Origin of the sequence: Streptomyces sp. NBC_01433, assembly GCF_026340105.1 — a bacterium.
In the GTDB taxonomy this organism is placed as follows: Bacteria; Actinomycetota; Actinomycetes; order Streptomycetales; family Streptomycetaceae; genus Streptomyces.
The window spans coordinates 980,809-1,002,652 of the sequence record NZ_JAPEPM010000002.1; the positions used below are offsets into that span (position 1 = coordinate 980,809).

Annotated in this window: 7 protein-coding genes; 2 read left to right on the plus strand and 5 right to left on the minus strand. The window is 73.2% G+C overall.

Annotated elements, in window-relative coordinates; all coding sequences use genetic code 11:
- Positions 1-6: 6 nt before the first annotated feature.
- The 3 genes from OG413_RS31955 to OG413_RS31965 are packed head-to-tail and all read right to left on the minus strand — an operon-like array spanning position 7 to position 3,196.
- Entirely contained in the window at positions 7-1,014 is a 1,008-nt protein-coding gene (locus tag OG413_RS31955) for an ABC transporter ATP-binding protein (protein WP_266811685.1), read from the minus strand.
- Positions 1,011-2,129, minus strand: coding sequence for an iron chelate uptake ABC transporter family permease subunit (locus OG413_RS31960; RefSeq protein ID WP_266811687.1), 1,119 nt, complete (start codon positions 2,127-2,129; stop codon positions 1,011-1,013). Before OG413_RS31960 ends, OG413_RS31955 begins: the two co-directional genes overlap by 4 nt.
- Positions 2,126-3,196 carry an iron ABC transporter permease gene (locus OG413_RS31965; RefSeq protein WP_266811688.1) on the minus strand — a complete coding sequence of 357 codons (1,071 nt, stop codon included), beginning with the start codon at positions 3,194-3,196 and terminating at the stop codon, positions 2,126-2,128. Before OG413_RS31965 ends, OG413_RS31960 begins: the two co-directional genes overlap by 4 nt.
- 274 nt (positions 3,197-3,470) lie before the next feature.
- Between OG413_RS31965 and OG413_RS31970 the strand changes: the two genes are divergently transcribed.
- Together OG413_RS31970 and OG413_RS31975 are read left to right on the plus strand one after the other, a co-directional pair.
- Entirely contained in the window at positions 3,471-5,231 is a 1,761-nt protein-coding gene (locus tag OG413_RS31970; RefSeq protein ID WP_266811690.1) for an ABC transporter ATP-binding protein, read from the plus strand.
- A 65-nt stretch (positions 5,232-5,296) separates the two neighbouring features.
- Positions 5,297-7,132 carry an ABC transporter ATP-binding protein gene (locus OG413_RS31975; protein ID WP_266813204.1) on the plus strand — a complete coding sequence of 612 codons (1,836 nt, stop codon included), beginning with the start codon at positions 5,297-5,299 and terminating at the stop codon, positions 7,130-7,132.
- 121 nt (positions 7,133-7,253) lie between these two features.
- Here the strand turns inward: OG413_RS31975 and OG413_RS31980 are convergent, their stop codons facing one another.
- Entirely contained in the window at positions 7,254-7,463 is a 210-nt protein-coding gene (locus OG413_RS31980) for an MbtH family protein (protein WP_266811691.1), read from the minus strand.
- The gene (locus OG413_RS31985) at positions 7,460-21,805 is read right to left on the minus strand and encodes a non-ribosomal peptide synthetase (RefSeq protein ID WP_266811693.1); all 14,346 of its coding nucleotides are present in this window, start codon (positions 21,803-21,805) and stop codon (positions 7,460-7,462) included. The genes OG413_RS31980 and OG413_RS31985 overlap by 4 nt, the downstream gene beginning before the upstream one ends.
- Between the last annotated feature and the right edge of the window lie 39 nt (positions 21,806-21,844).

Consider the following 21,844-nt stretch of genomic DNA (forward strand, 5'->3'; position numbering starts at 1 on the left):
TCCGTCCTACCTGGTCTCGGCCATCACGATGTCGGTGAGGGAGGCGCCGCGGGCACGGTCCTCGGGCGCACTGTCCTGGGGCGCGCTGTCCTCGGCCTCGCTGTCCTGGGGCACGTACCGTCGCGGCGCCGCGGGCACCATCAGTGGGGAGCCGGTCTCGGGATCGTCGATGATCCGGCACGGGAGCCCGAAGACGTCCTCGACCAGCTCGGCGGTCATGACGGTGGCCGGGTCGCCCTCGGCCGCGACCGTGCCGCCGGGGCGCATCACGATGAGGTGGGTGGCGTAGCGGCACGCCTGGTTGAGGTCGTGGAGGACCGCGACGACGGTGTGCCCCTTGCGGGCGTGCAGGTCGGCGCAGAGGTCGAGCACCTCGACCTGGTGGGCGATGTCGAGGAACGTGGTGGGCTCGTCCAGGAGCAGGATGGAGGTCTGCTGTGCCAGCACCATGGAGAGCCAGACGCGCTGGCGTTGCCCACCGGAGAGATCGTCGACGGAGCGGTCGGCCAGGTCCAGCACGCCGGTCTGCTCCATCGCCCCGACAACGGCCGCCTCGTCCTCCGCGGACCACTGCTTCAGCATCCCCTGGTGCGGGTAGCGGCCCCGGGCCACGAGGTCGCCGACCGTGATGCCACCGGGCGCCGTCGAGGACTGCGGCAGCAGCCCCAGTCGGCGGGCGACCTCGCGCGACCGGTAGGAGCCGATCGGCGCTCCGTCCAGCTGGACCTGCCCGGCCCGGGGTTTGAGCATCCGGGCGAGAGCCTTGAGGAGGGTGGACTTCCCGCAGGCGTTCGGCCCGATGATCACGGTGAAGGAGTTGTCGGGAATGTCCACACCGAGGTGGGTGGCCACGGTCCGCTGGTCGTAGGACAGTGTCAGGTCCTCGGCGCGCAGGCGGGGACTGTCACGTTTCGTCCCGGACTTGTCGGTCTTCGTGGCCGATGCGGCCGTCGTGCCCGATGCGGCCCTCACGGCCGATGCTGTCGTTGCGTGTGATGCGGACTTCTCGGTCATGCGCGGCTCTTTCGCGACTCGTTGATCAGCAGCCAGATGAGGTACAGCCCGCCCAGGGTCCCGGTCGCCGTGCCCACCGGAAGGAGCGCGGGGGCGAAGACACGCTGGGCCACCAGGTCGCTCGCGGCCAGCAGCAGCGCGCCCATGAGCGCGGCGGACATCAGCCCCGGACCGGAGGACCGGGTGAGCCGGCGGGCCACCTGGGGCGCCGCCAGCGCCACGAACCAGATGGGGCCGGTCACAGCCGTGGCGAACGCGGCGAGAGCGACGCTGATGAGGAGCAGCACCGCGCGCGTGCGCGCCACGTTGACCCCGAGCGCCATCGCGGTGACATCGCCCATCTCCACCATGGACAGCCGGCGGGAGAAGAAGAAGGCGAGCGGGAGCAGTACGGCGACGGCGGCCAGGATGGCGTTCGCGTGCGGCCAGCCCCGGTTGCTCAGGCTTCCGATCAGCCACGCCTGCGCCTCCAGTGCCTCCTGCCAGGTGGCCCGGGTGATCAGGTACGAGTTGACGGAGAGCAGCAGGGCGCTCACGCCGATGCCCACGACAACCAGCCGGAAGCCCTGCAACCCCCTGCCCAGCATGAGGAGATAGATGGCGGCGGCGGTGGCGAGGCCGCCGATCAGCGCGCCCACCGCGATCTGCGTCATGCTGCCGTGCAGCATGATGATGACGACGAGCGCTCCGACCGCCGAGCCGTTGGTGAAGCCGATGATGTCGGGGCTGCCGAGGGAGTTGCCGGTCAGGCTCTGCAGGATGGCCCCGCTGACCGCGAGGGCCGCGCCCACGCACAGCGCGGTCAGCAGGCGGGGCATACGCAGGGTGTTGACGATGAAGTCGGCGCCGCCCGATCCATTGCCCACCACGGCCCGGAGGACTTCGCCGACGGACAGTTCGAAGTCGCCGGTGGTGAGCGTGACGAGCATGACCACGATGAGCGCGACGAGCACCACACCGGTCACGGCCAGGGTGCGCCCCTGGAGCCGTACGGACATGCCCCCGGGTCGGGAGCGCAGGACCATCCCGCTGACGACCCGCGGCCGTTCGGTGAATCTCCCGGCCCGGTCCGGGGACTTCCCGGCGGCGGAGACCTTCTCCCGTACAGCGCTCACAGCATGACCAGCTTTCGACGGCGGCACAGCGCGATGAACAGCGGTGCACCGAGAAACGCGGTGATGATGCCGACCTGGACCTCGCCCGGCGAGCCCAGTACCCGCCCGAGGACATCCGCTCCGATGAGCAGGATCGGAGCGAGCAGCATCGAGTACGCCAGCACCCACCGCTGGTCGGGGCCGACGACGAACCGGGCGACATGCGGCACGGCGAGCCCGACGAAGCCGATCGGCCCCGCCGCGGCGGTTGCGGCGCCGCAGAGCAGCATGACCGCGACCGCGCCCAGTGCCCGGGTCCGGCCGACGTTCAGTCCCAGGGCGCGGCCCACCTCGTCGCCGAGACCCAGGGCGTTGAGCGACGGGGCGAGGCCGAGGGCGATCAGGAGACCGACGGCGACGAACGGCAGGATGACCTGGATGACGTCGTAGTACCGGCCCGAGAGGGAACCCACCGTCCAGAAACGGAACTGGTCGAACGCGCGCGGGTTGAGCAGCAGCACGGCCGAGTTGAAGGCGTAGAGCACCGCGGTCAACGCCGCTCCGGCGACGACCAGCCGGTCGGGCGTGGCCACCTTGCGGCCCGAGGCACCCAGCAGATACACCACCACCGACGCGACGGCCGCGCCGATGAAGGCGAACCACACATAGCCGAGAACCGAGCCCATGCCGAGGAAGGCGATGGCCACGACCACTCCGGCGGAGGCGCCCAGGCTGATGCCGAGCAGTCCCGGGTCGGCGAGCGGGTTGCGGGTCAGGGCCTGCATCAGCGCGCCGGACAGGCCGAGTGCTATTCCGACCAGAAGGCCGAGAAGGGTTCGGGGGATGCGGTAGTCATGGATGATGATCGAGGTCTCGGAGCCGTCGGGATTCCACAGCACGCTCCAGGTGGAGGTGAACGGGATGCCCCGCGTACCCACCCACACACTGAGAAGTCCGACCAGGACCAGGGCACCGAGCGCCGCGATCAGACCCACGCCCCGCAGCGCCGTCACTCCCCGGCCGGGCCGGGTGGGAGCGGCCGGAGCGGCGGCCTGGTTCTCGGGCACCGCGCGGGCTACGACCGGCAACGACAACTCCCCCTGACGGCAGTCAGTTCCACCGCAAGCAACGTCATGCAGGGACACAGATCAAGACTTAGGTGAGGCTAACCGAACATACGTGGCGGGTCAACGCGCTGTTCCTGACGGCCAGTAGGGACACGGAGCCGCGACCGGCAGCAGGGACACGGGGTACGGCGACCGGGGCCCGCGACGGAGATACTCCCTACCACCGGGAGGCGCCTTCCTACCATGAAATTAGAGTAGCCTTACCTAACTGTCTGACATCTTCGCGGAGGACCGCATGCCAGTTGGAGGACCGACCGGGGGCCATGTCCTCCGCGAAGCGATCAGAGGCCAACGCCGCCGCGTGGTCTCGGCATCGCTGCTCGGAATGACGCACCAGGGCTGTGAGGCCCTGGTGCCGGTGGTCATCGGGGCAGCCATCGACACGGCGGTGGCGACCGGCTCCTCCGAGGCTCTGCTGCGGTGGCTGCTGGTGCTCGCGGCCCTCTTCCTCGTGCTGTCCACGTGCTACCGGACCAGCGCCCGGATCGCCGAGGGCGCGGGCGAACACGCTGCGCACCGGCTCCGGCTGGAGCTCGGCGCCCGTGTGCTCGACCCGCGCGGCGGCGCCGACACGAACCGGCTGCCGGGCGCGCTGACCAGCATCGCCACCAACGACGCCCGCCGGGTGGGCTCGGTGGCGACCGTCCTGGCGTACGGCCTAGCGGCGGTCGCCGCCCTGACGGTCAGCGCGGTGGCCCTGCTGCGGATCTCCGTACCGCTCGGGCTGCTCGTCCTGCTCGGCATCCCCCCGCTGCTCTGGCTCGGGCACCGCATCAGCCGGCCCCTCGAACGCCGCAGCGAGACCGAGCAGGAACGGGCCGCACACGCCTCCGGAGTCGCCGCCGACCTGGTCGCCGGACTGCGGGTCCTCAAGGGCATGGGCGCCGAGTCGGCCGCCGTGTCCCGCTACCGCACGACCAGCCAGGACTCGCTCGCCGCGGCACTGCGGGCGGCCCGCAGCCGGGCCGGTCACGAGGGCGCCGTCCTCGCCCTGACCGGCGTATTCATCGCGGTCATCGGCATCGTCGGCGCGTACCTCGCGATGCGCGGCACCATCAGCGTCGGCGAACTGGTGGCGGCGGTGGGTCTCGCGCAGTTCCTCCTCGGCCCGTTCCAGCTGCTCACCTACGTCAACGCGGAGTTCGCCCAGGGGCGCGCCTCCGCCCGCCGGATCGCCGAGGTCCTGGCCTCGCCCGCGGCCGTGGAGGGCGGACACGCGGAGCCGTCCGGCCGGACCGCCGTCCACATCCGGCTGCGCGGGGTGTCCCTGGGCGCGTTGCGGGGAGTCGACCTCGACATCGGCGCCGGCAGCCTGACGGGTGTCGTCACCAGGGACCCGGCCGCCGCCAACGACCTTCTGCGCTGCCTCGCCAGGGAGGCCGACCCGGCCGAGGGCGTGATCGAGATCGACGGCGTACCGCTGACCGAGCTCGACCCCGACCGGCTTCGCCGCTCCGTCCTGGTGGCCCACCACGACGCCGACCTGTTCGAGAGCAGCCTGCTGGACAATGTGAAGGCCGGGGCCGGTTCGACGGCGGTGGACACCAGTTCCCCCGCCACGGACGGCACCGCCTCCACCACGGACGGCACCGTCGCCGCCTCCACCGCCGTGGACGACGCCCTCGCCGCCTCCACCGCCGACGAGGTGGCCCGGCTGCTTCCCGACGGGGCGGACACACTGCTCGCCGAACGCGGCCGGTCCCTGTCCGGCGGACAGCGTCAGCGCGTCGCGCTCGCCCGAGCACTCGCCGCCGACCGGTCCGTGCTGGTCCTGCACGACCCGACGACCGCCGTGGACACCGTCACCGAGTCCCGGATCGCCGCGCGGCTGCGCGATGTCCGCCGGGGGCGTACCACCGTTCTGGTCACGACCAGTCCGGCTCTCCTCGCCGTGACCGACCAGGTGATCGTCCTCGAAGAGGGCACCGTGACCACCACGGGCCACCACGCCGAACTCGTCGCCGACGAGACCTACCGAGCGACGGTGCTGGCATGACGTCCACGTACGAAGAGCACGCCGGAACGGCCACAACCCCTGATTCGGAGAAGGCGGCAGAGTCCATGAGCGGCACCCCAGCGGACCGGCCGGACCGCGCCCTCCTGCCGACCGCCACCGGCGCCGAGTGCCTGGCGGCGCTCCGTACAATGCTGCGCGGCCACCGGCCCCTGGCAGTGGGCGCGTTCACCGTGCTGGTCATCGGGACGGCGATCGGCCTGCTGACCGCTCCCCTGCTCGGGCACATCGTCGACCTGGTGGTGGATCAGCGGGGCTCCGATGCCCTGACGCTGCCGCTGGTCCTGCTCGTCGTGGTGGCACTGGCACGCGGCGCCGCCGCGGCGGTCGGCAGCTCCCTGGTGGCCCGGCTCGGCGAGACCGTACTCGCGGCCGTGCGCGAGCAGTTCATCGAGCGGGCGCTGCGGCTGCCGCTCGAACGCGTCGAGGCGGCCGGCTCGGGAGACCTGGTCTCCCGGGTGACCAGCGATGTGTCCATGATCGCGAAGTCGGTGCGCCAGGCACTGCCGGAGTTCACCCGCTCCGCCCTCACGATCGTTCTGACCCTGGTCGGACTGGCCGTGCTCGACTGGCGGTTCCTGCTGGCGGCTCTTCTGGCCATGCCCGTTCAGGTGCTGTCCGTGCGCTGGTACCTGCGCCGGGCCGCGCCCGTGTACGCCGAACACCGGGTCGCCACCGGCGCGCTCCAGCACCAGCTCCTCGACAGTGTCGGCGGCGTACGGACCGTGCGCGCCTTCCGTCTGGGCGACACGCACGCCGCACTGCTGGAGGGCCGCTCCGCGTCGGCCCGTGATCTGGCGCTGCGTGGCCTCCACATCGTCACCGGCTTCTTCTCGCGGCTGAACCTCGGCGAGTTCATCGGCCTGGCCGCGATGCTCGGCACCGGCTTCCTGCTGGTCGACAAAGGCTCGGTGACCATCGGTACGGCCACCGCCGCCGCGCTCTACTTCCACAGCCTCTTCAACCCGATCAACGCCACGCTGTTCCTCATCGACGACGCCCAGTCCGCGGGCGCGAGCTTCGCCCGCCTGATCGGGGTGTCGAAGCTGCCGGCCGAGCGCACCGTACCGGGGCGCGGCGCTCCGGTGGACGGCTCGGTCAAGGTGACCGCGCTCCACCACGCGTACGCCGCCGGGCGTCCCGTGCTGCTGGATGTCGATCTGGAGGTGCGCAGCGGGGAACGGGTGGCGCTGGTGGGGGCGAGCGGCGCCGGGAAGACCACGCTGGCCAAGGTCATCGCCGGTGTCCACGAGCCGCTGAGCGGGTCGATCGCCCTGGGCGGCGTCGATGTCCGTGAGCTGGGCCCGGCGGGCGTACGGAACGCGGTGACGCTGATCAGCCAGGAAGTGCATGTGTTCGCCGGTCCGCTGGCCGAGGACCTGCGGCTCGCCCGCCCCGGGGCCACGGACGACGAACTGCGCGCGGCCCTGGACCACGTCGGTGCCCTGCGGTGGGCACAGGCCCTGCCCGACGGTCTGGCCACCGTCGTGGGCGAGGGCGGCCACCGGCTGACGGTGACCCAGGCCCAGCATCTCGCCCTGGCCCGCCTGGTTCTCGCCGATCCGCCGATCGCCATTCTCGACGAGGCGACCGCCGACGCCGGAAGCGCGGGAGCCCGGGTCCTGGAGGAGGCCGCGCTCAAGGCCCTGGAGGGGCGTACGGGTCTGATGGTCGCCCACCGGCTCCCGCAGGCCGCGACCGCCGATCGCATCGTCGTCCTCGACGAGGGGCGGGTCGTGGAGACCGGCACGCACGACGAACTCGTCGCCGCGGGCGGCCCGTACGCCGTGCTCTGGGCCGCGTGGTCCGACAGCCGCCGGGGACCGCTGGACGACGCGCAGCGCGAGGACACCGACGCACGTTCCGTCGCACCGACGGGCTGACCGCGCCCGCGGACTGACCGCACGGGCGCGAGGATCGGGCCGGCGCGAGCACCGGGCATGAGAACGCCCCCGCCCCGGAGCGAGGAATCTCCTCACTCCGGGGCGGGGGCGTTCTCGCGCCTCAGCCCTGCAGGGCCACCAGGCTCGCGGGGCGCATGTCGGTCCAGTGGGACTCCACATGGGCGAGGCACGTCTCGCGGGTGTCCGGACCGAAAACGGTCCGCCACCCGGCCGGCACCTCGGCGAAGGACGGCCACAGGGAGTGCTGGTTCTCATCGTTGGCCAGGACCAGGAAGGTGCCCTGCGGGTCCTCGAACGGGTTGGTCGTCATGCGTTGTCGCTCCTTTTGGACGTGACGGTGAACAGCTCGGAGAGCGGCTGTTCCGGGCGGGCCACCACGATGCGCAGCAGCTCCTGTAGTTCGTCGGCCAGACGCCGCGCCTTCGCGGTGCCCAGCAGGTCGGTCGCGTGGATGAGAGCGCAGTGCACGGGGCCCTCACCTCGTGGTTCGTAGAAGCTGAGGGTCAGCTCCGCGCGGGACGAGCCGGTCGGCAGGGCCTCCAGCGAGCCCAGGCCGCCTTCCAGCCGTTCCAGATCGGCCTGTTCATGGTGGATCACCATGATCTGCGGCCCCTCCGCGGGCAGTCCGGCCGCCGCGACGACCTCGTCGAACGGGACGTCCTGACGGTCCAGCGCGCTCAGTGTGGTCTCCCGCACCCGGGTCAGCAGCTCCGTGAAGGCCGGGTCGCCCGCCGTGTCGGTGCGCAGCACGACCGTGTTGAGGAAACAGCCGACCAGTTCGGCGAGCTGGTCCTCGCTCCGGCCCGCGACCATCGTGCCGATGGGTAGATCGGTGCCCGCGCCGTGCGCGGTGAGCAGGGTCGCCAGGGCCGCGTGCAGCACCATGAACATGCTGGTGCCGGTGGCGCGGGCGAGCCGGTCGACGGCCGCGTGGAGATCGGCGTCGAGGACGAACCCGACCTGGTCCGCGGAGCGGCCGGACCCGTCCGGCGCGGCCTCGCGCGGCCCGTCCGCCGGAAGCGCCAGCCGCCCCGGGACGTCCCTGAGCGTCCGCCGCCAGTAGGCGAGTTGCTGTCCGCCCCGGCTGTCCGGGTCGGCGAGGTCGCCCAGGACCTCGTGCGCCCACCGGGTGTAGTCGCCGTACGTGACCGGCAGCGGCTCCCAGGAGGGCGCCAGGCCCTGTGTGCGGGCGGCGTAGGCGGTGGTGAGGTCGCGGAACAGGGGGACCACCGACCACTCGTCCACCGCGAGGTAGTGCGCGGTGACCAGCAGCGCCTGCCCGCCGTCCGGGCCGGTCAGCAGCCGCACGCCCAGGGGCGCCCCCGCCTCCGGGTCCGGTGACCGCGTGGCGAGTACCGCGAGCCGGGCCTCCAGGTCCGCGCTCGACTCCACGACCAGCACCGGAGCGCCGGCCGGCCGCTGGTACAGCACACCGTCCCGCTCGGTGAACGCCGTGCGCAGTGGCTCGTGGCGCTCCACCACATCGGCGAGCGCGGCGGCGAGCGCCTGTGCGTCGAGCCCGCCCGTGGAGCGCAGGACGAGAGCGTGGTCGAAGCCGGGGTTACGGCGGAACGACTCCCACTGCGCGCGCTGGCCCGGTGCGAGCACCCGCGGCTCATCGCGGTGCCCGGCGACCAGCGCGGGGCGGGTGGCCGCCGCGCCCTCCAGCCTGGCGGCGAGGGCGGCGACCGACAGCGCGTCGAAGACGTCCCGGATGCTCAGCTCCACCCCGAACTCGGCGCGGATGCGGCCCAGGAGCCTCATCGACGCCATGGAGTGTCCGCCGAGTGCGAAGAAGTTGTCGTGCACGCCGACGCTGTCCAGCTTCAGGATCTCGCAGAACAGATCGGCGAGCCGGGCCTGCGTCCCGGTGGCCGGTCGGGCGTCGCCGGTCATCGCGGACCAGTCCGGTGCGGGCAGCGCCTTGCGGTCCAGCTTGCCGTTGGGCGTGAGCGGGAGCGGACCGTCCAGCGGGACGACGAGCGCGGGGACCATGTATTCGGGCAGCAGCCCGGCCGCGTGGGACAGCAGTTCCCGTGGGTCGAGTGTCCCCGATTCGGGTACCGCGTAGCCGACCAGGCGCACGATGTCGCCGTCGCGGTCGGGCACCACGGCCGCCTGGGCGACCGACGGGTGCGCGGTGAGCGCCGCCTCGACCTCGCCCAGCTCGATGCGGAAGCCCCGCACCTTCACCTGGCTGTCGACCCGGCCGAGGAAATCGAGGTTGCCGTCCGGGCGCCAGCGGGCACGGTCGCCGGTGCGGTACATCCGGCTGCCGGGCCCGCCGTACGGGTCGGCGACGAACCGCTCCGACGTCAGCCCCGGCCGGCCCAGATAGCCGCGGGCCAGGCCGCGCCCGGCGACGTACAGCTCGCCGATCACCCCCGGCGGGACGGGTCGCAGGGTCTCGTCCAGGACGTAGCAGCGGGTGTTGGGGTCGGGCCGGCCGATCGGCACCCGCCCGGACGGACTGCCGCCGTGCTCGCGGGCGGGCCACAGCGTGGAGTTGACCGTCGCCTCGGTGAGCCCGTAGGCGCAGATCAGGTCGGCCGTGGCGCCGAACCGCTCGAACAGGTCCGGCGGTACGGTCTCGGTGCCGACCAGTACGGTCGAGCCCTCGGGGAGCTCGCAGCCCGGCGGCAACGCGGACACCAGGGACGGCGGCAGGATCATGTGGGTGATCCGCTGGTCCGCGAGGAAGTCGGTGAGCGCCGGTCCGGCGACCCGTGCCTCGTCGCTGATGAGGACGAGGCGGCCGCCGTAGCACAGGGCCATCGACAGCTCGAAGGCGAAGACGTCGAAGCCGATCGACGCGAACTGGAGCACCCGGCTGTCGGGTTCCAGGCCCATGCGGTCGACCGCGGTCGCGACCAGGCTGGAGATGCCCTCGTGGGGCACCACCACGCCCTTGGGGCGCCCGGTCGATCCGGAGGTGTAGATGACGTACGCGGCCTGGTCCGGGCCGACCGGTCCGCCGCCCACGGGTGCCTCGGACAGCGCGTCCAGCTCCCCGGCCGTCCCCGGCGCGTCGAGCAGCACCACGGGTACGCCGGCGACGTCGGGGATCTTCCCCGCGACCGGTTCGGTGCCGACCACGAGGGCGGCCCCCGAGTCCTCGATCAGATACGTGAGACGGTCCCCGGGGTGGACCAGGTCGAGCGGCAGGAACGCGGCGCCCAGCTTCAGCACGGCGACCACGGTCGCGATCATGTCCACGGAGCGGGGCACGGCCACGCCGACGACGCTCTCGGTCCCCACGCCGTGGGCCGCGAGCAGCCGCGCGATGCGGTTGGCGCGGGCGTCGAGCTGCGCGTACGTCACCGAACGGGAGCGTTCCACGACGGCGACGGCGTCGGGCCGTTCGGCGAGCCGCCGGGCGAACAGCGCGGGCAGGGAAGCCTCCTCGACCTCGCGCGGGGCGCCGTTGAACTCCTCCAGGACCAGCCGCCGCTCGTCGGCGGTGAGGATCCCCGCCTGTGACAGGGGCTCCTCGGGTGCCGCGACGAGCGCGGCGACCAGCCGGCCGAGCCGCTCGCCGAGGCGCTCGGCGGTCTCCCGGTCGAACAGCTCGGTGGCGAACTCCAGGCGGCAGTTCAGCGCGCCGGTGCCGCCGTCGGCGGAGAGCCGCTCGGAGAAGCTGAACACGAGATCGAACTTGGCGGAGCTGATCGCGAACGGCACGTACTCCAGCCGGAGTCCGGGCAGTTCCAGCTCGTCCCCGGTGCGGGCGTGGTAGCCGACCATCACCTGGAAGAGCGGGTTGCGGGAGAGGGAACGCGTCGGGTTGAGGGCCTCGACGACGGACTCGAACGGCACATCGGCGTGGGAGAACGCCGCCAGGTCGCTCTCGCGGACCCGCCCCAGCAGCTCGGTGAAGCTGGGGTCGCCGCTCACATCGGTGCGAAGCACCAGCGTGTTGACGAAGAAGCCGACCAGATCGTCCAGCGCCTCGTCGCTCCGCCCGGCGATGGGTGCGCCGAGGGGGATGTCCGTCCCCGCGCCCATGCGGTGGAGCAGGGCGGCCACGGCCGCGTGCACCACCATGAACATGCTGGCGCCGGTCTCCCGGGCGAGCCGCTTCAGACCCTCGTGGACCTGGGCGTCGAACGGGATGTCGAGTTCGGCTCCGGAGAACGCCGGACGTGCGGGCCTGGGACGGTCGGCGGGCAGTTCCAGTTCCTCGGGGGCCCCGGCCAGCGTGGTGCGCCAGTAATCCAGCTGACGGGCGGCCAGGCCGCTCCCGTCGGCGGGGTCGCCGAGCAACCGCTGCTGCCACAGCGCGTAGTCGGCGTACTGGACGGGCAGCGGCTCCCAGCCGGGGGCCGTGCCGTCGAGGCGGGCCGTGTAGGCGGTGGCCAGGTCGCGGAGGAACGGCCGGTCCGACCACTCGTCGGTGGTGATGTGGTGCAGCAGCAGGACGATGGCGTGGTCGTCGGGCGCCAGCTCCACGACCGTGGCCCGCAGCGGCAGTTCGGCGGCGAGGTCGAAGGGGCGGTTGACGGCCGCGTCGATGATGCCGGGCAGCGCGTCCTCCGTGGCCCGGACGCACTCCACCACGGGGTGCGCCTGTTCGGCGGGCAGGACGCGCTGGGACGTCCGGCCGTCGGGCGCCGTGCGGAAGACCGTCCGCAGCGCCTCGTGCCGGGCCGTCACATCGGCGAGGGCGGTGCGCCACACGTCGGTGTCGAGGGGGCCGCGCACCCGCATGACCAGCGGGAAGTTGTACGCGGCCGAGGTGCACTCGATCTGCTGGATGACCCACAGCCGTTGCTGGGCGTGGGACAGCGGCAGGTCCGCCGGCCGCTCACCGGCCGTCAGTGCCGGACGGGCGGCGCCGCCGGACCGTGCGACGCGTTCCACCAGTTCGGCCACGGTGGGCGCCTCGAACAGGTCCCGGATCGCCAGCTCCGTGTCCAGTGCGGTGCGGGCCCTGCTGACGAGCCGGGTGGCCAGCAGGGAATGGCCCCCCAGCTCGAAGAAGTCGCTGTCGATGCCGACGCTGTCCGCGGGCAGCCCGAGCACCTCGGCGTAGAGGGCGCACAGCGTCTCCTCGCCCGGGGTGCGGGGCGGGCGGCTCGTGCCGGTACCGGCGAAGTCCGGGGCGGGCAGGGCGCGGACGTCCAGCTTGCCGTTGACGGTCAGGGGCAGTGCCCCGACGGCGACGAGTACGGACGGGACCATGTAGTCCGGCAGTGCGGCCTTCACGTGGTCGCGCAGCCGCCGCGTCAGCGTCTCTCCCTGTCCGGCGCCCTCCTCCGGTACGACATAGCCGACCAGGCGCTTGGTGCCCGCGTTCTCCGCCACGACGACCGCCGCGTGGGCGACCTCCGGGTGGGTGGACAGCGCGGTCGAGATCTCGCCCAGTTCGACGCGGTAGCCGCGGATCTTGACCTGGTCGTCGGTGCGGCCGAGGAAGTCGAGGAGACCGTCGGCGCGTTGCCGTACGAGGTCGCCGGTGCGGTACATGCGCTCACCGGGCTCGCCGAACGGGTCGGCGACGAAACGCTCGGCCGTCAGACCGGGCCGGTCGTGATAGCCGCGCGCCAGACCCGTCCCGGCGATGTACAGCTCACCGGGGCAGCCCGGCGGGACGGGCCGCAGCATCGTGTCCAGTACGTGGGCACGGGTGTTGCGGATCGGCACGCCGACCGTGGAGGTCGCGCTGTCGGCGGTGGAGCCGCCGAGCGTGTTGATGGTGTACTCGGTCGGCCCGTACAGGTTGTAGCCGTAGGTGCCCTCGGTGTCGCGGAGCCGCGTCCACACCGTGTCGGAGACGGATTCCCCACCGAGCAGGACCAGCGCGGGCCGGTGCTTCCCGGTCTCCTCGTCCTGGTCGAGCAGCCCTTCCTCGATGAGCAACTGGGCATACGTGGGCGTCACGTTGACCACGTCGACGCGGTGCCGGTCGCAGTAGGCGACCAGGCTCTCGGCGTCGCGGCGCAGCTCCTCGTCGCAGACGTGCACCTCGTGGCCCTCGACGAGCCAGAGCAGTTCTTCCCAGGACATGTCGAAGGCGAAGGACACGGTGTGCGCGATGCGCAGCCGCCGTCCGCCCGCCGAGGCGATGGCCGGGTCGAAGATCTCCTTCTGGTGGTTGAGCTGCATGTTCGTCAGCCCGCGGTACGGCGTGACGACGCCCTTGGGCCGGCCGGTGGAACCGGAGGTGTAGATGACGTACGCGGGGTACTCCAGGCGGTGCGGCACGTCGTGCGCGAACGCGGGGCGCTCGGCGTCGGCGATCTCGCCGCCCGGGAGTGCGGCCAGCTCGGCGGCCACGGCCCCGTCGTCCAGGAGGAGTTCGGGCGCGACGGGGCCTTCGTCCCCGCGCAGCGTCGGGGCGACCGCGGCGGTGGACACCAGGCACAGGGGGCCGGTGTCGCGCACCATCAGGCGGAGCCGGTCGGCGGGGTGGTCGAGGTCGAGCGGCAGGTAGGCGGCGCCGGTCCGCAGTACGGCGAACAGCGCGGCCACCATGTCGATGGAGCGCGGCAGCGCGAGGGCGACGACCTTCTCCGGCCCGGCGCCCCGGGCGAGCAGCAGCCGGGCGAGCCGGTTGATGTGGGCGTCCAGTTCGGCGTACGTGAGGGCGCGCTCGCCGAAGACCAGCGCCACCGCGTCCGGGGTGCGGGCGACCTGGGCCGCGAGCATGTCGGCGACGGTCTCGTCGGGCACCGGCCCCCGGCTGGTCTCCCGGGCGGCGAGCAGCGCGGTGCGCTCGGCCGGCAGCAGCGGGTCGACACCGGCGGTCCGGGCGGACGCCCCCTCGCCGTGCTCCAGGGCTTCGGCCAGCCGGTCCAGGACGGCCGTGAACCGGGCGAGGACCGTGGTCGCGTCCTCGGCGTCGAAGAGGTCGGGCCTGGCCGCGAGGGTGACCCGGATCCGGTTGCCGGGGGTGACGATCAGGGTGAGCGGGAAGTGTGTGCCGTCCACGTTGGACACGTCGGTGATGCCGTGCCGCCGCCGCAGCTCGGCGGCCCGGTCCTCGCCGTCGGCCGAGCGGAGGACGAACAGGGTGTCGAAGAGGCGGCGGTGGCCCGTCTCCTGCTGGATGGCGCCGAGGCCGACGTACTCGTACGGCATGACGGCCGCCCGCTCGGACTGCATCCGTCGCAGCAGGTGGAGCACCGGCTCGTCCGGGGTGAACGCGACGCGCGCCGGAATGGTGTTGAGGAACATGCCGATGATGCCGGCCGCGCCGCGTACGTCGGCGGGCCGCCCCGCGACCGCGATGCCGAAGGCCACGTCGTCGCGGCCCGTCATCGCCGAGAGCACCATGCCCCACGCCGCGTTCAGCACGGTGTTCAGGGTGAGCCCGTGCCGTCGGACGAGGGTGCGCAGCCGCTCGCTGCTCTCCGCCGTCAGTACGGTGTCGAAGTCCACCGGGATGACGGGGCCGGCGTCGCGCCCGGTCGGGGCGAGCAGGGTCGGCTCGTCGAAGCCGGAGAGCGCCCGGTGCCAGGCCTCGACGGCGGCCTCGGTGTCCTGCTCGTCCAGCCAGGCCAGGTAGTCGCGGTACGAGCCGGGGGCCGGCAGACCGGTGGCGTCGCCGCCCCGCTCGTACAGCGTGAACAGCTCCTCCAGGAACAGCCACGCGGACCAGCCGTCCCACAGGATCAGGTGGTGGGTGACGACGAGGCGGTCCCGGCCGTCGCCGAGCCGGATCAGCAGCAGCCTGCACAGTGGGGCGGAGGTCAGGTCGAAGCGCCGGCGCCGGTCGGCTGCCAGCAACTCCTCGGTGCGGGTGCGCTGTTCGTCGCGGGGCAGGCCCGACAGGTCCGCCTCGACGAGCGGGATCTCGGCACCGTCCACGATGAACTGGACGGGGCGGGACAGACCGTCGTCGGCGAATCCGGCCCGCAGGCTGCTGTTGCGTTCCAGCAGCGCCCGGCAGGCGGCCCGCAGCCGGTCGGCGTCGACACGGTGCCCGAAGTCGAGGCTCTCCTGCGACAGATAGACGTCGAGCGCCTCGCCCGCGTCGAAGGTGGCGTGGAAGTACATGCCCTCCTGGAGCGGGGAGAGCGGCCAGATGTCCGCGACGGGCAGCCCGGCGACGGTCTCGACGCGCGCGGTCTCCTCGGGCGTGAGCGCGTAGCCGCCGAGCGGGGCGGGGGCCGGGGGCTCCTGGGGGGTGGCCGCGGCGGAGGTGAGCTGGTCGAGCAGTGCCCGCAGTGCGGGGTCGACGGCCGCACCGGCCCCGGCCTGCTGGGCCAGCACGGCCTGGAGGGCTGCCGCCGCCTGTCCGGCGTCGGCGGCGGAGACGGTCACCGCTTCGGCGGACGCGGGTGCCTCGGGAGCGGGAGCGCTCGCCGCCGGAGCGGGAGCCGCGACGGCCGCCCCGGCGGCGAGTGCGGCGGGGGTGCGGTGCTCGAACACGTCACGGGGGCTCAACGCCATCCCTCTCTCACGGGCACGGGTGACAACGGTGATCGAGGACAGGCTGTCGCCGCCGAGGACGAAGAAGTCGTCCTCCACGCCGATCCCCGGCACACCGAGAACGTCGGTGAAGATCTCGCACAGAGCGCGTTCGCGCGCGTCGCGGGGCGGCCGTCCGCCCGCGCCGGGCGTGACCCCGGGGGCCGGGAGGGCGTTCTGGTCGAGCTTGCCGCTGGGTGTCAGCGGCAGTTCGTCCAGGGCCACGACGGCGCCCGGCACCATGGTCGCGGGCAACGCTTCGGCGAGTGCGGCACGCAGCCGTCCGGTGTCCGGGTGGGGGGTGCCCGGGGCGGGGGCCACATAGCCGACGAGGACGCCGTCACGGACGGTCACGGCGGCGAGGGCGACGCCCGGCAGGTCCGCGAGAGCGGCCTCGATCTCGCCCAACTCGACACGGTTGCCGCGGATCTTGACCTGGCGGTCCGTGCGGCCGAGGTACTCGACGGCGCCGTCCGCGCGGCGCCGCACGAGGTCGCCGGTGCGGTACATGCGCTCACCGGGGGTACCGAACGGATCGGCGACGAACCGTTCGGCGGTCAGCCCCGGGCGGTCGTGGTAGGCCCGCGCCAGTTGAACGCCCGCGAGGTACAGCTCGCCGGGGACCCCGTCGGGCACCGGTCGCAGGAAGGCGTCGAGGACGTACAGGCGGGTGTTCCAGACGGGCCGGCCGATGGGGACGGCGGGCTCGGACCCGCCCTCGTACGCGAAGGAGGTCACGTCCACGGCCGCCTCGGTGGGCCCGTAGAGGTTGTGCAGGGGAACGGGGCCCCGGCCGGAGCGGGACGTCAGCTCCCACCAGCGCCGGGCCCCGGCACTGGTGAGCGCCTCACCGCTGCAGAACACCCGCCGCAGGCTCGCCGCCCAGTCCGGGAGGCCCGGGGCGGTCTCCATGACCTGGGTGAACGCGGCGAGCATCGACGGTACGAAGTGGGTGGTCGTGATCCGCCGGGCGTGGATCAGCTCGGCCAGGTAGGCCGGGTCGCGGTGGCCGTCGGGGCGGGCGAGGACGACGGTCGCGCCCTCCACCAGGGGCCAGAAGAACTCCCACACGGACACGTCGAAACTGGCGGGCGTCTTCTGGAGCACCCGGTCGTCGGGGGTCAGCCCGTACTCGCCCTGCATCCAGGCGAGCCGGTTGACGATGGCGCGGTGGGTGACGGCGACGCCCTTGGGGCGGCCGGTGGAGCCGGAGGTGTAGATGAGGTAGGCGGGGTGGTCCGGGCGGGCCGGGCGGGCGGGTACGTCGGACTCGTCGTCGGTCGGGACGTCCTCGGACCGGTCATCCCGACCGACGACGAGGTGTTCGAGGCCGGGCACGACGGGCAGCCGCCCGGCCGCTTCGGCGGTGGTCACCACGGTGCGCGCCCCCGAGTCGCGGAGCATGAACGCGACCCGGTCGGCGGGGTAGTCGAGGTCGACGGGCAGATAGGCGGCGCCCGCCTTGAGGACGGCGAGGAGCGCGATCATCAGCTCGGCGGAGCGGGGTACCGCGACCGCGACATACGTCTCCGGGGCGACGTCGCGTGACCGCAGCCGCCGGGCCAGCGCCTCGGCACGCCCGTCCAGCTCCGCGTAGGTCAGGGTCGTGTCCTCGAACACGACGGCGGTGGCGTCGGGTGTGCGGGCGGCCGTCGCCGCGAACAGTGAGGCGAGAGTGGCCTCGGGAACGGGCCGCCCGGTGGCGTTCAGCGCGGTGAGGTGCTCGTGCTCCCGGTCGGAGAGCACGCCGGTCCGGGCGACGGTGCGACCGGGGTCGGACACGAACGCGCGCAGCAGCGCCGTGAACCTGTTGGCGAGCACGGCCACGGTCACCTGGTCGAGGCGGGCCGCGTCGTGCTTGAACCGCAGCAGGAGTCCGTGCTCGCCCGGCTCGACGACGAGCGCGAGGGGGTAGTGCACGGAGTCGAACACCTCGGCGCCGGTGATGCGGAGATCGCCGGGTGCCTGGGCGGTGGACAGATCGCCGGTCGGGTAGTTCTCGAACACCACGAGGGTGTCGAAGAGTTCCCCGCCGCCCGCGATCCGCTGGATGTCGGCGAGAGCCAGGTGCTGGTGGTCCAGGAGCGCCGCGTGCTCGTCCTGGACCCGTCGCAGCAGCTCGGCGAGTGATTCGTCGGCGCGCGGCGCGACCCGCGCGGGGACGGTGTTGATGAACAGGCCCACGGCGGTGTCCAGGTCAGCGACCTCGGTCGTCCGCCCGGACACGGTCGTGCCGAAGACGACGTCCTGACTGCCGGTGAGCGAGGTGAGGAGCAGGCCCCAGACGCCGTGGACGACGGTGCTCAGGGTGAGGCCGTGGGTCCGTGCGCGGGCGATGAGGTCGGCGGTGAAGCGTTCGGGCAGCCGTGTGTCGACGTGCTCGGTCCGGGGCGCCGTCCGCCCCTGATCCGTCCCGGCGGCGAGTGCGGGCAGCCGGGTGGGCCCTTCGAGCCCGGACAGCGCCTGCCGCCACGCGGCACGGGCGGCGGCCCGGTCCCGGCCCGCCAGCCACGACAGGTACGGGCGCGGGGCCACCGGCTCAGGAAGCTCCTCGCCCCGGTGGGCGGCGGTCAGTTCGCGCAGCAGGACCGCGACCGACCAGCCGTCGGCGACGATGTGGTGCAGGGTGAGCAGGAGCCGGTGGCGGCGGCCGTCCCTGATGAGGGTGGCGCGCAGCAGCGGCGGCCGGGCGAGGTCGAAACGCTCGGCCCGGTCGGCACTCAGCAGGTCGTCGAGGCCGGTCTCGGCGGTGTCGGCCTCCCGCCACGGAAGGGTGACCTCCGTGGCGAGGCGCTGGACCACCTCGCCGCCGGGGAGCTGGCGGAACGAGGCGCGCAGCAAGGGGTGCCGGTCCAGGAGCAGTTGCAGGGTGCGTCGCAGCCGGGCCGGGTCGGCGGGGCCGTCCAGGTCGAGGAGTTCCTGGACCATGTAGAGGTCCGCTTCCCGTGCGTCGAACGCGGCGTGGAAGAAGAAGCCTTCCTGGAGCGGGGAGACGGGCAGCGCGTCCTCGTCCAGCGCGGCCGTGGCGAAGGGGGCCGGGGCGGTCGGGGCCGGGCGGGCCGCGATCCCCTCCGCCGTCCCGGTCCCAGTCCCGGTCCCGGCCGCGATCCCGGTCCCAGTCCCGGCCTCGGCCGCGGACCGGGCGAGGGCCGCCACCGTGCGGAGCCGGAACACCTCGCGCGGCCTGATCGTGAGCCCGGCCTCACGGGCCCGGTTCACCAGCTGGATGGCGACGATGCTGTCCCCGCCCAGTTCGAAGAAGCTGTCGTGGACGCCGACCGAGGGCTGCCCGAGGACGTCGGCGAAGAGGGCGGCGAGCACGGTCTCGGCCGGGGTGGTGGGGGCGTCGGCGCCGCTCATGGCCGTCCAGCGCGGCTCGGGCAGGGCGCGCCGGTCGAGCTTGCCGTTGGGGGTCAGCGGGAGCGAGCCGTCGAGGACGACGACGGCGGACGGCACCATGTGGTCCGGCAGGGTGTCCGCGACCCGGGCGCGTGCGGCGGTCACGGCCGCGCCGGTGTCCGTGGCGGTGTCGGCGGCCAGGTAGGCGACGAGGCGCTTGACGCCCCGGTGGTCCTCACGGACGAGGACGGCGGCCTGGGCGATTCCCGGGCAGCCCATGAACGCGCTCTCGATCTCGCCCGGCTCGATGCGATGACCCCGGATCTTGACCTGGCCGTCCGCACGGCCCAGGAACTCCAGGTTGCCGTCGGCGCCCCAGCGGACCCGGTCGCCGGTGCGGTACATCCGGGTGCCCGGCTCGCCGTACGGGTCGGCGACGAACCGCTCCGACGTCAGCCCCGGCCGGCCCAGATAGCCGCGGGCCAGGCCGCGCCCGGCGACGTACAGCTCGCCCTCGACGCCCACCGGGACGGGGCGCAGCGCCGCGTCGAGGACGTAGGTGCGGGTGTTCGGGTCGGGGCGGCCGATGGGCGTGGGGCCCGGCCGGTCCGGCCGGGCGGTCCAGAGCGTGGAGTTGACGCTCGCCTCGGTGAGACCGTAGGCGACGACGACCTGTAGGCGCCCGGACCAGCGGGCGATGAGTTCGCCCGGCACGGCTTCGGTGCCGACGACGAGGACGGCGCCTTCGGGCAGTTCGCACTCCTGCGGCAGCGCCGAGACGATCGACGGCGGCAGGATCATGTGTGTGGCGCCGTGCCGCGCTATGTACTCGGTCAGGGCGGGTCCCGCGACGCGGCGCTCGGTGGGGACGAGGATGATCCGGCCTCCGACGCACAGGGCCATGACGAGGTCCCAGACCGTCACGTCGAAGCCGACGGAGGCGAACTGCACGACGCGGCTGTCGGCGTCCACGCCGATCCGTTCGGTGGCGGTGGCGATGAGGCTGCCGATGCCGTCGTGGGGGACCACGACGCCCTTGGGGCGGCCCGTGGAGCCGGAGGTGTAGATGACGTACGCGGCCTGGTCCGGCGCGACCGGCAGACCGGTGTCGGAGCCGTCGAGGGCGGCGCGGGTGTCCGCGGTGGCCGGGTCGTCCAGCAGTACGTGCGCCACGCCGTCCTGTGCCGGGGGGAGTTCGCCCGCGAGTTCCCGCACGGTGATCACGGTGCGGGCCCCGGCGTCGGACAGCATGTAGGCGATGCGGTCCTGGGGGTGGTCGGCGTCCAGCGGCAGATAGGCGGCACCGGTCTTCATCACCGCGAGCAGCGACACGACGAGGTCCGGGGTGCGCGGCAGGGCCACGGCGACGACGTCCTCGGCGCCCACGCCGCGGGCCAGGAGGAGGCGGGCGAGCCGGTTGGCCGCGGTGTTGAGAGCGGCGTACGTCAGCTCGTCGTCCTCGCACACGAGCGCGACGGCGTCGGGCGTGCGGCGCACCTGTGCTTCGAAGGCCGCGGGCCAGGACTGTTCGGACACCGGGTGCGGTGCCGCCCCGAACTCGCCGAGCAGGCGGTCGCGTTCGTCGGCGGAGGTGAGTTCGATGTGGCCGACGGGGCGGTCGAGGTCCTCGGTGAGGGCTTTCAGCAGGGTGCGGAAGCGGCGCTCGTGGTCGCGGAGCGTCTCCTCGTCGCAGATGTCCGCGTCCGCGTCGAGGTGGACGCGCAGCCCGGAGCCGTCCCGGGTCCCGGCGAACGCGAAGGCGAGGTCGCTGACCGGGCCGAGCCACTCCGGGAGGAGTTCGGCCGTGCCGTCCGGGAAGCCCAGTTCCCCGGGCCGGGGAAGGATGTTGACGGTGGGGCCGACGAGCGCCGGTACGCCGTCGACCAGGCCGAAGTCCCTGGCCAGGTCCTCGGCGCGGTAGCGCCCGTGCGCCACCGCTCCGGCGACCGCGAGGCGCACCTCGGCCACCAGGTCCGTCCCGGTCGTCCCGGGGCCGACCCGCACGCGCAGCGGGACGATGTTGGAGACCATGCCGGGGGTGTCGGCCGACACGCGGTCCTGCCGGGCTCCGATCGGCAGGCCGAGGACGAGGTCCTGCTCGCCGCCGGCCCGGTGGAGGTAGCCGGCCACGGCGGCGACCAGGACGCGGGACGGCCGGACACCGGCGCGCTCGGCGGCCGCGTACAGCCGCTCCGTCTCCTGTGCGGAGAGTTCGGCGGTGCGCCGACGGCGCCGCGCCATGAGGGACGGGCCGCGCTCGACGAGTCGTGCGGGCTCGGCGCGGCCGGACATCCGCTCGTGCCACCAGGCGCGGTCGGCCTCGTACCGCTCGGATGCCCGGTAGGTCAGGTCGGCGTCCACGAGCCGGGCGAGCGGCCGGTCCTTGCGGGCGGGGGCCTTCTCGCCCAGGGTGTAGAGCTCGCCGGCCCGGCGGGTGATGAGTGCGACGCCCATGCCGTCGAGGACGATGTGGTGGTAGCGCTGGGACCACCGGACCCGGTCGTCCGCGAGCCGTAGCAGGACCTGGGAGAAGAGCGGGCCGTGGGTGAGGTCGACGGGCCGGTCCCGGTCGGTGGCCGTCCAGCCGGCGGCGGCCTCCTCGGGATCCGGAGCGCCGCGCAGATCGATGACGGGCACGTCGAAGGAGACGGGCCGAGGGGTCTGGCGCGCTTCTCCCCCTCCGGGAACCACATTCACATGCAGGCACTCGGCTTCCTCGACCGCCTGCCGGACCGCGCCCGCCAGCAGTTCGAGGTCGAGGTCGCCGAGCAGGTCCAGGGTGAAGACGATGTTGTAGGCGGAGCTGTCCGGCTCGATCTGCTGGGCAAGCCAGACGCCGGCCTGCCCGCCGGTCAGTGGGAGCCCGGAAGCGGTTGTCCGGTCCGACTCGACGTCAAACATCGTACGAAGTGGCCTTTCCCTGGTCATGTCAGTGAATGA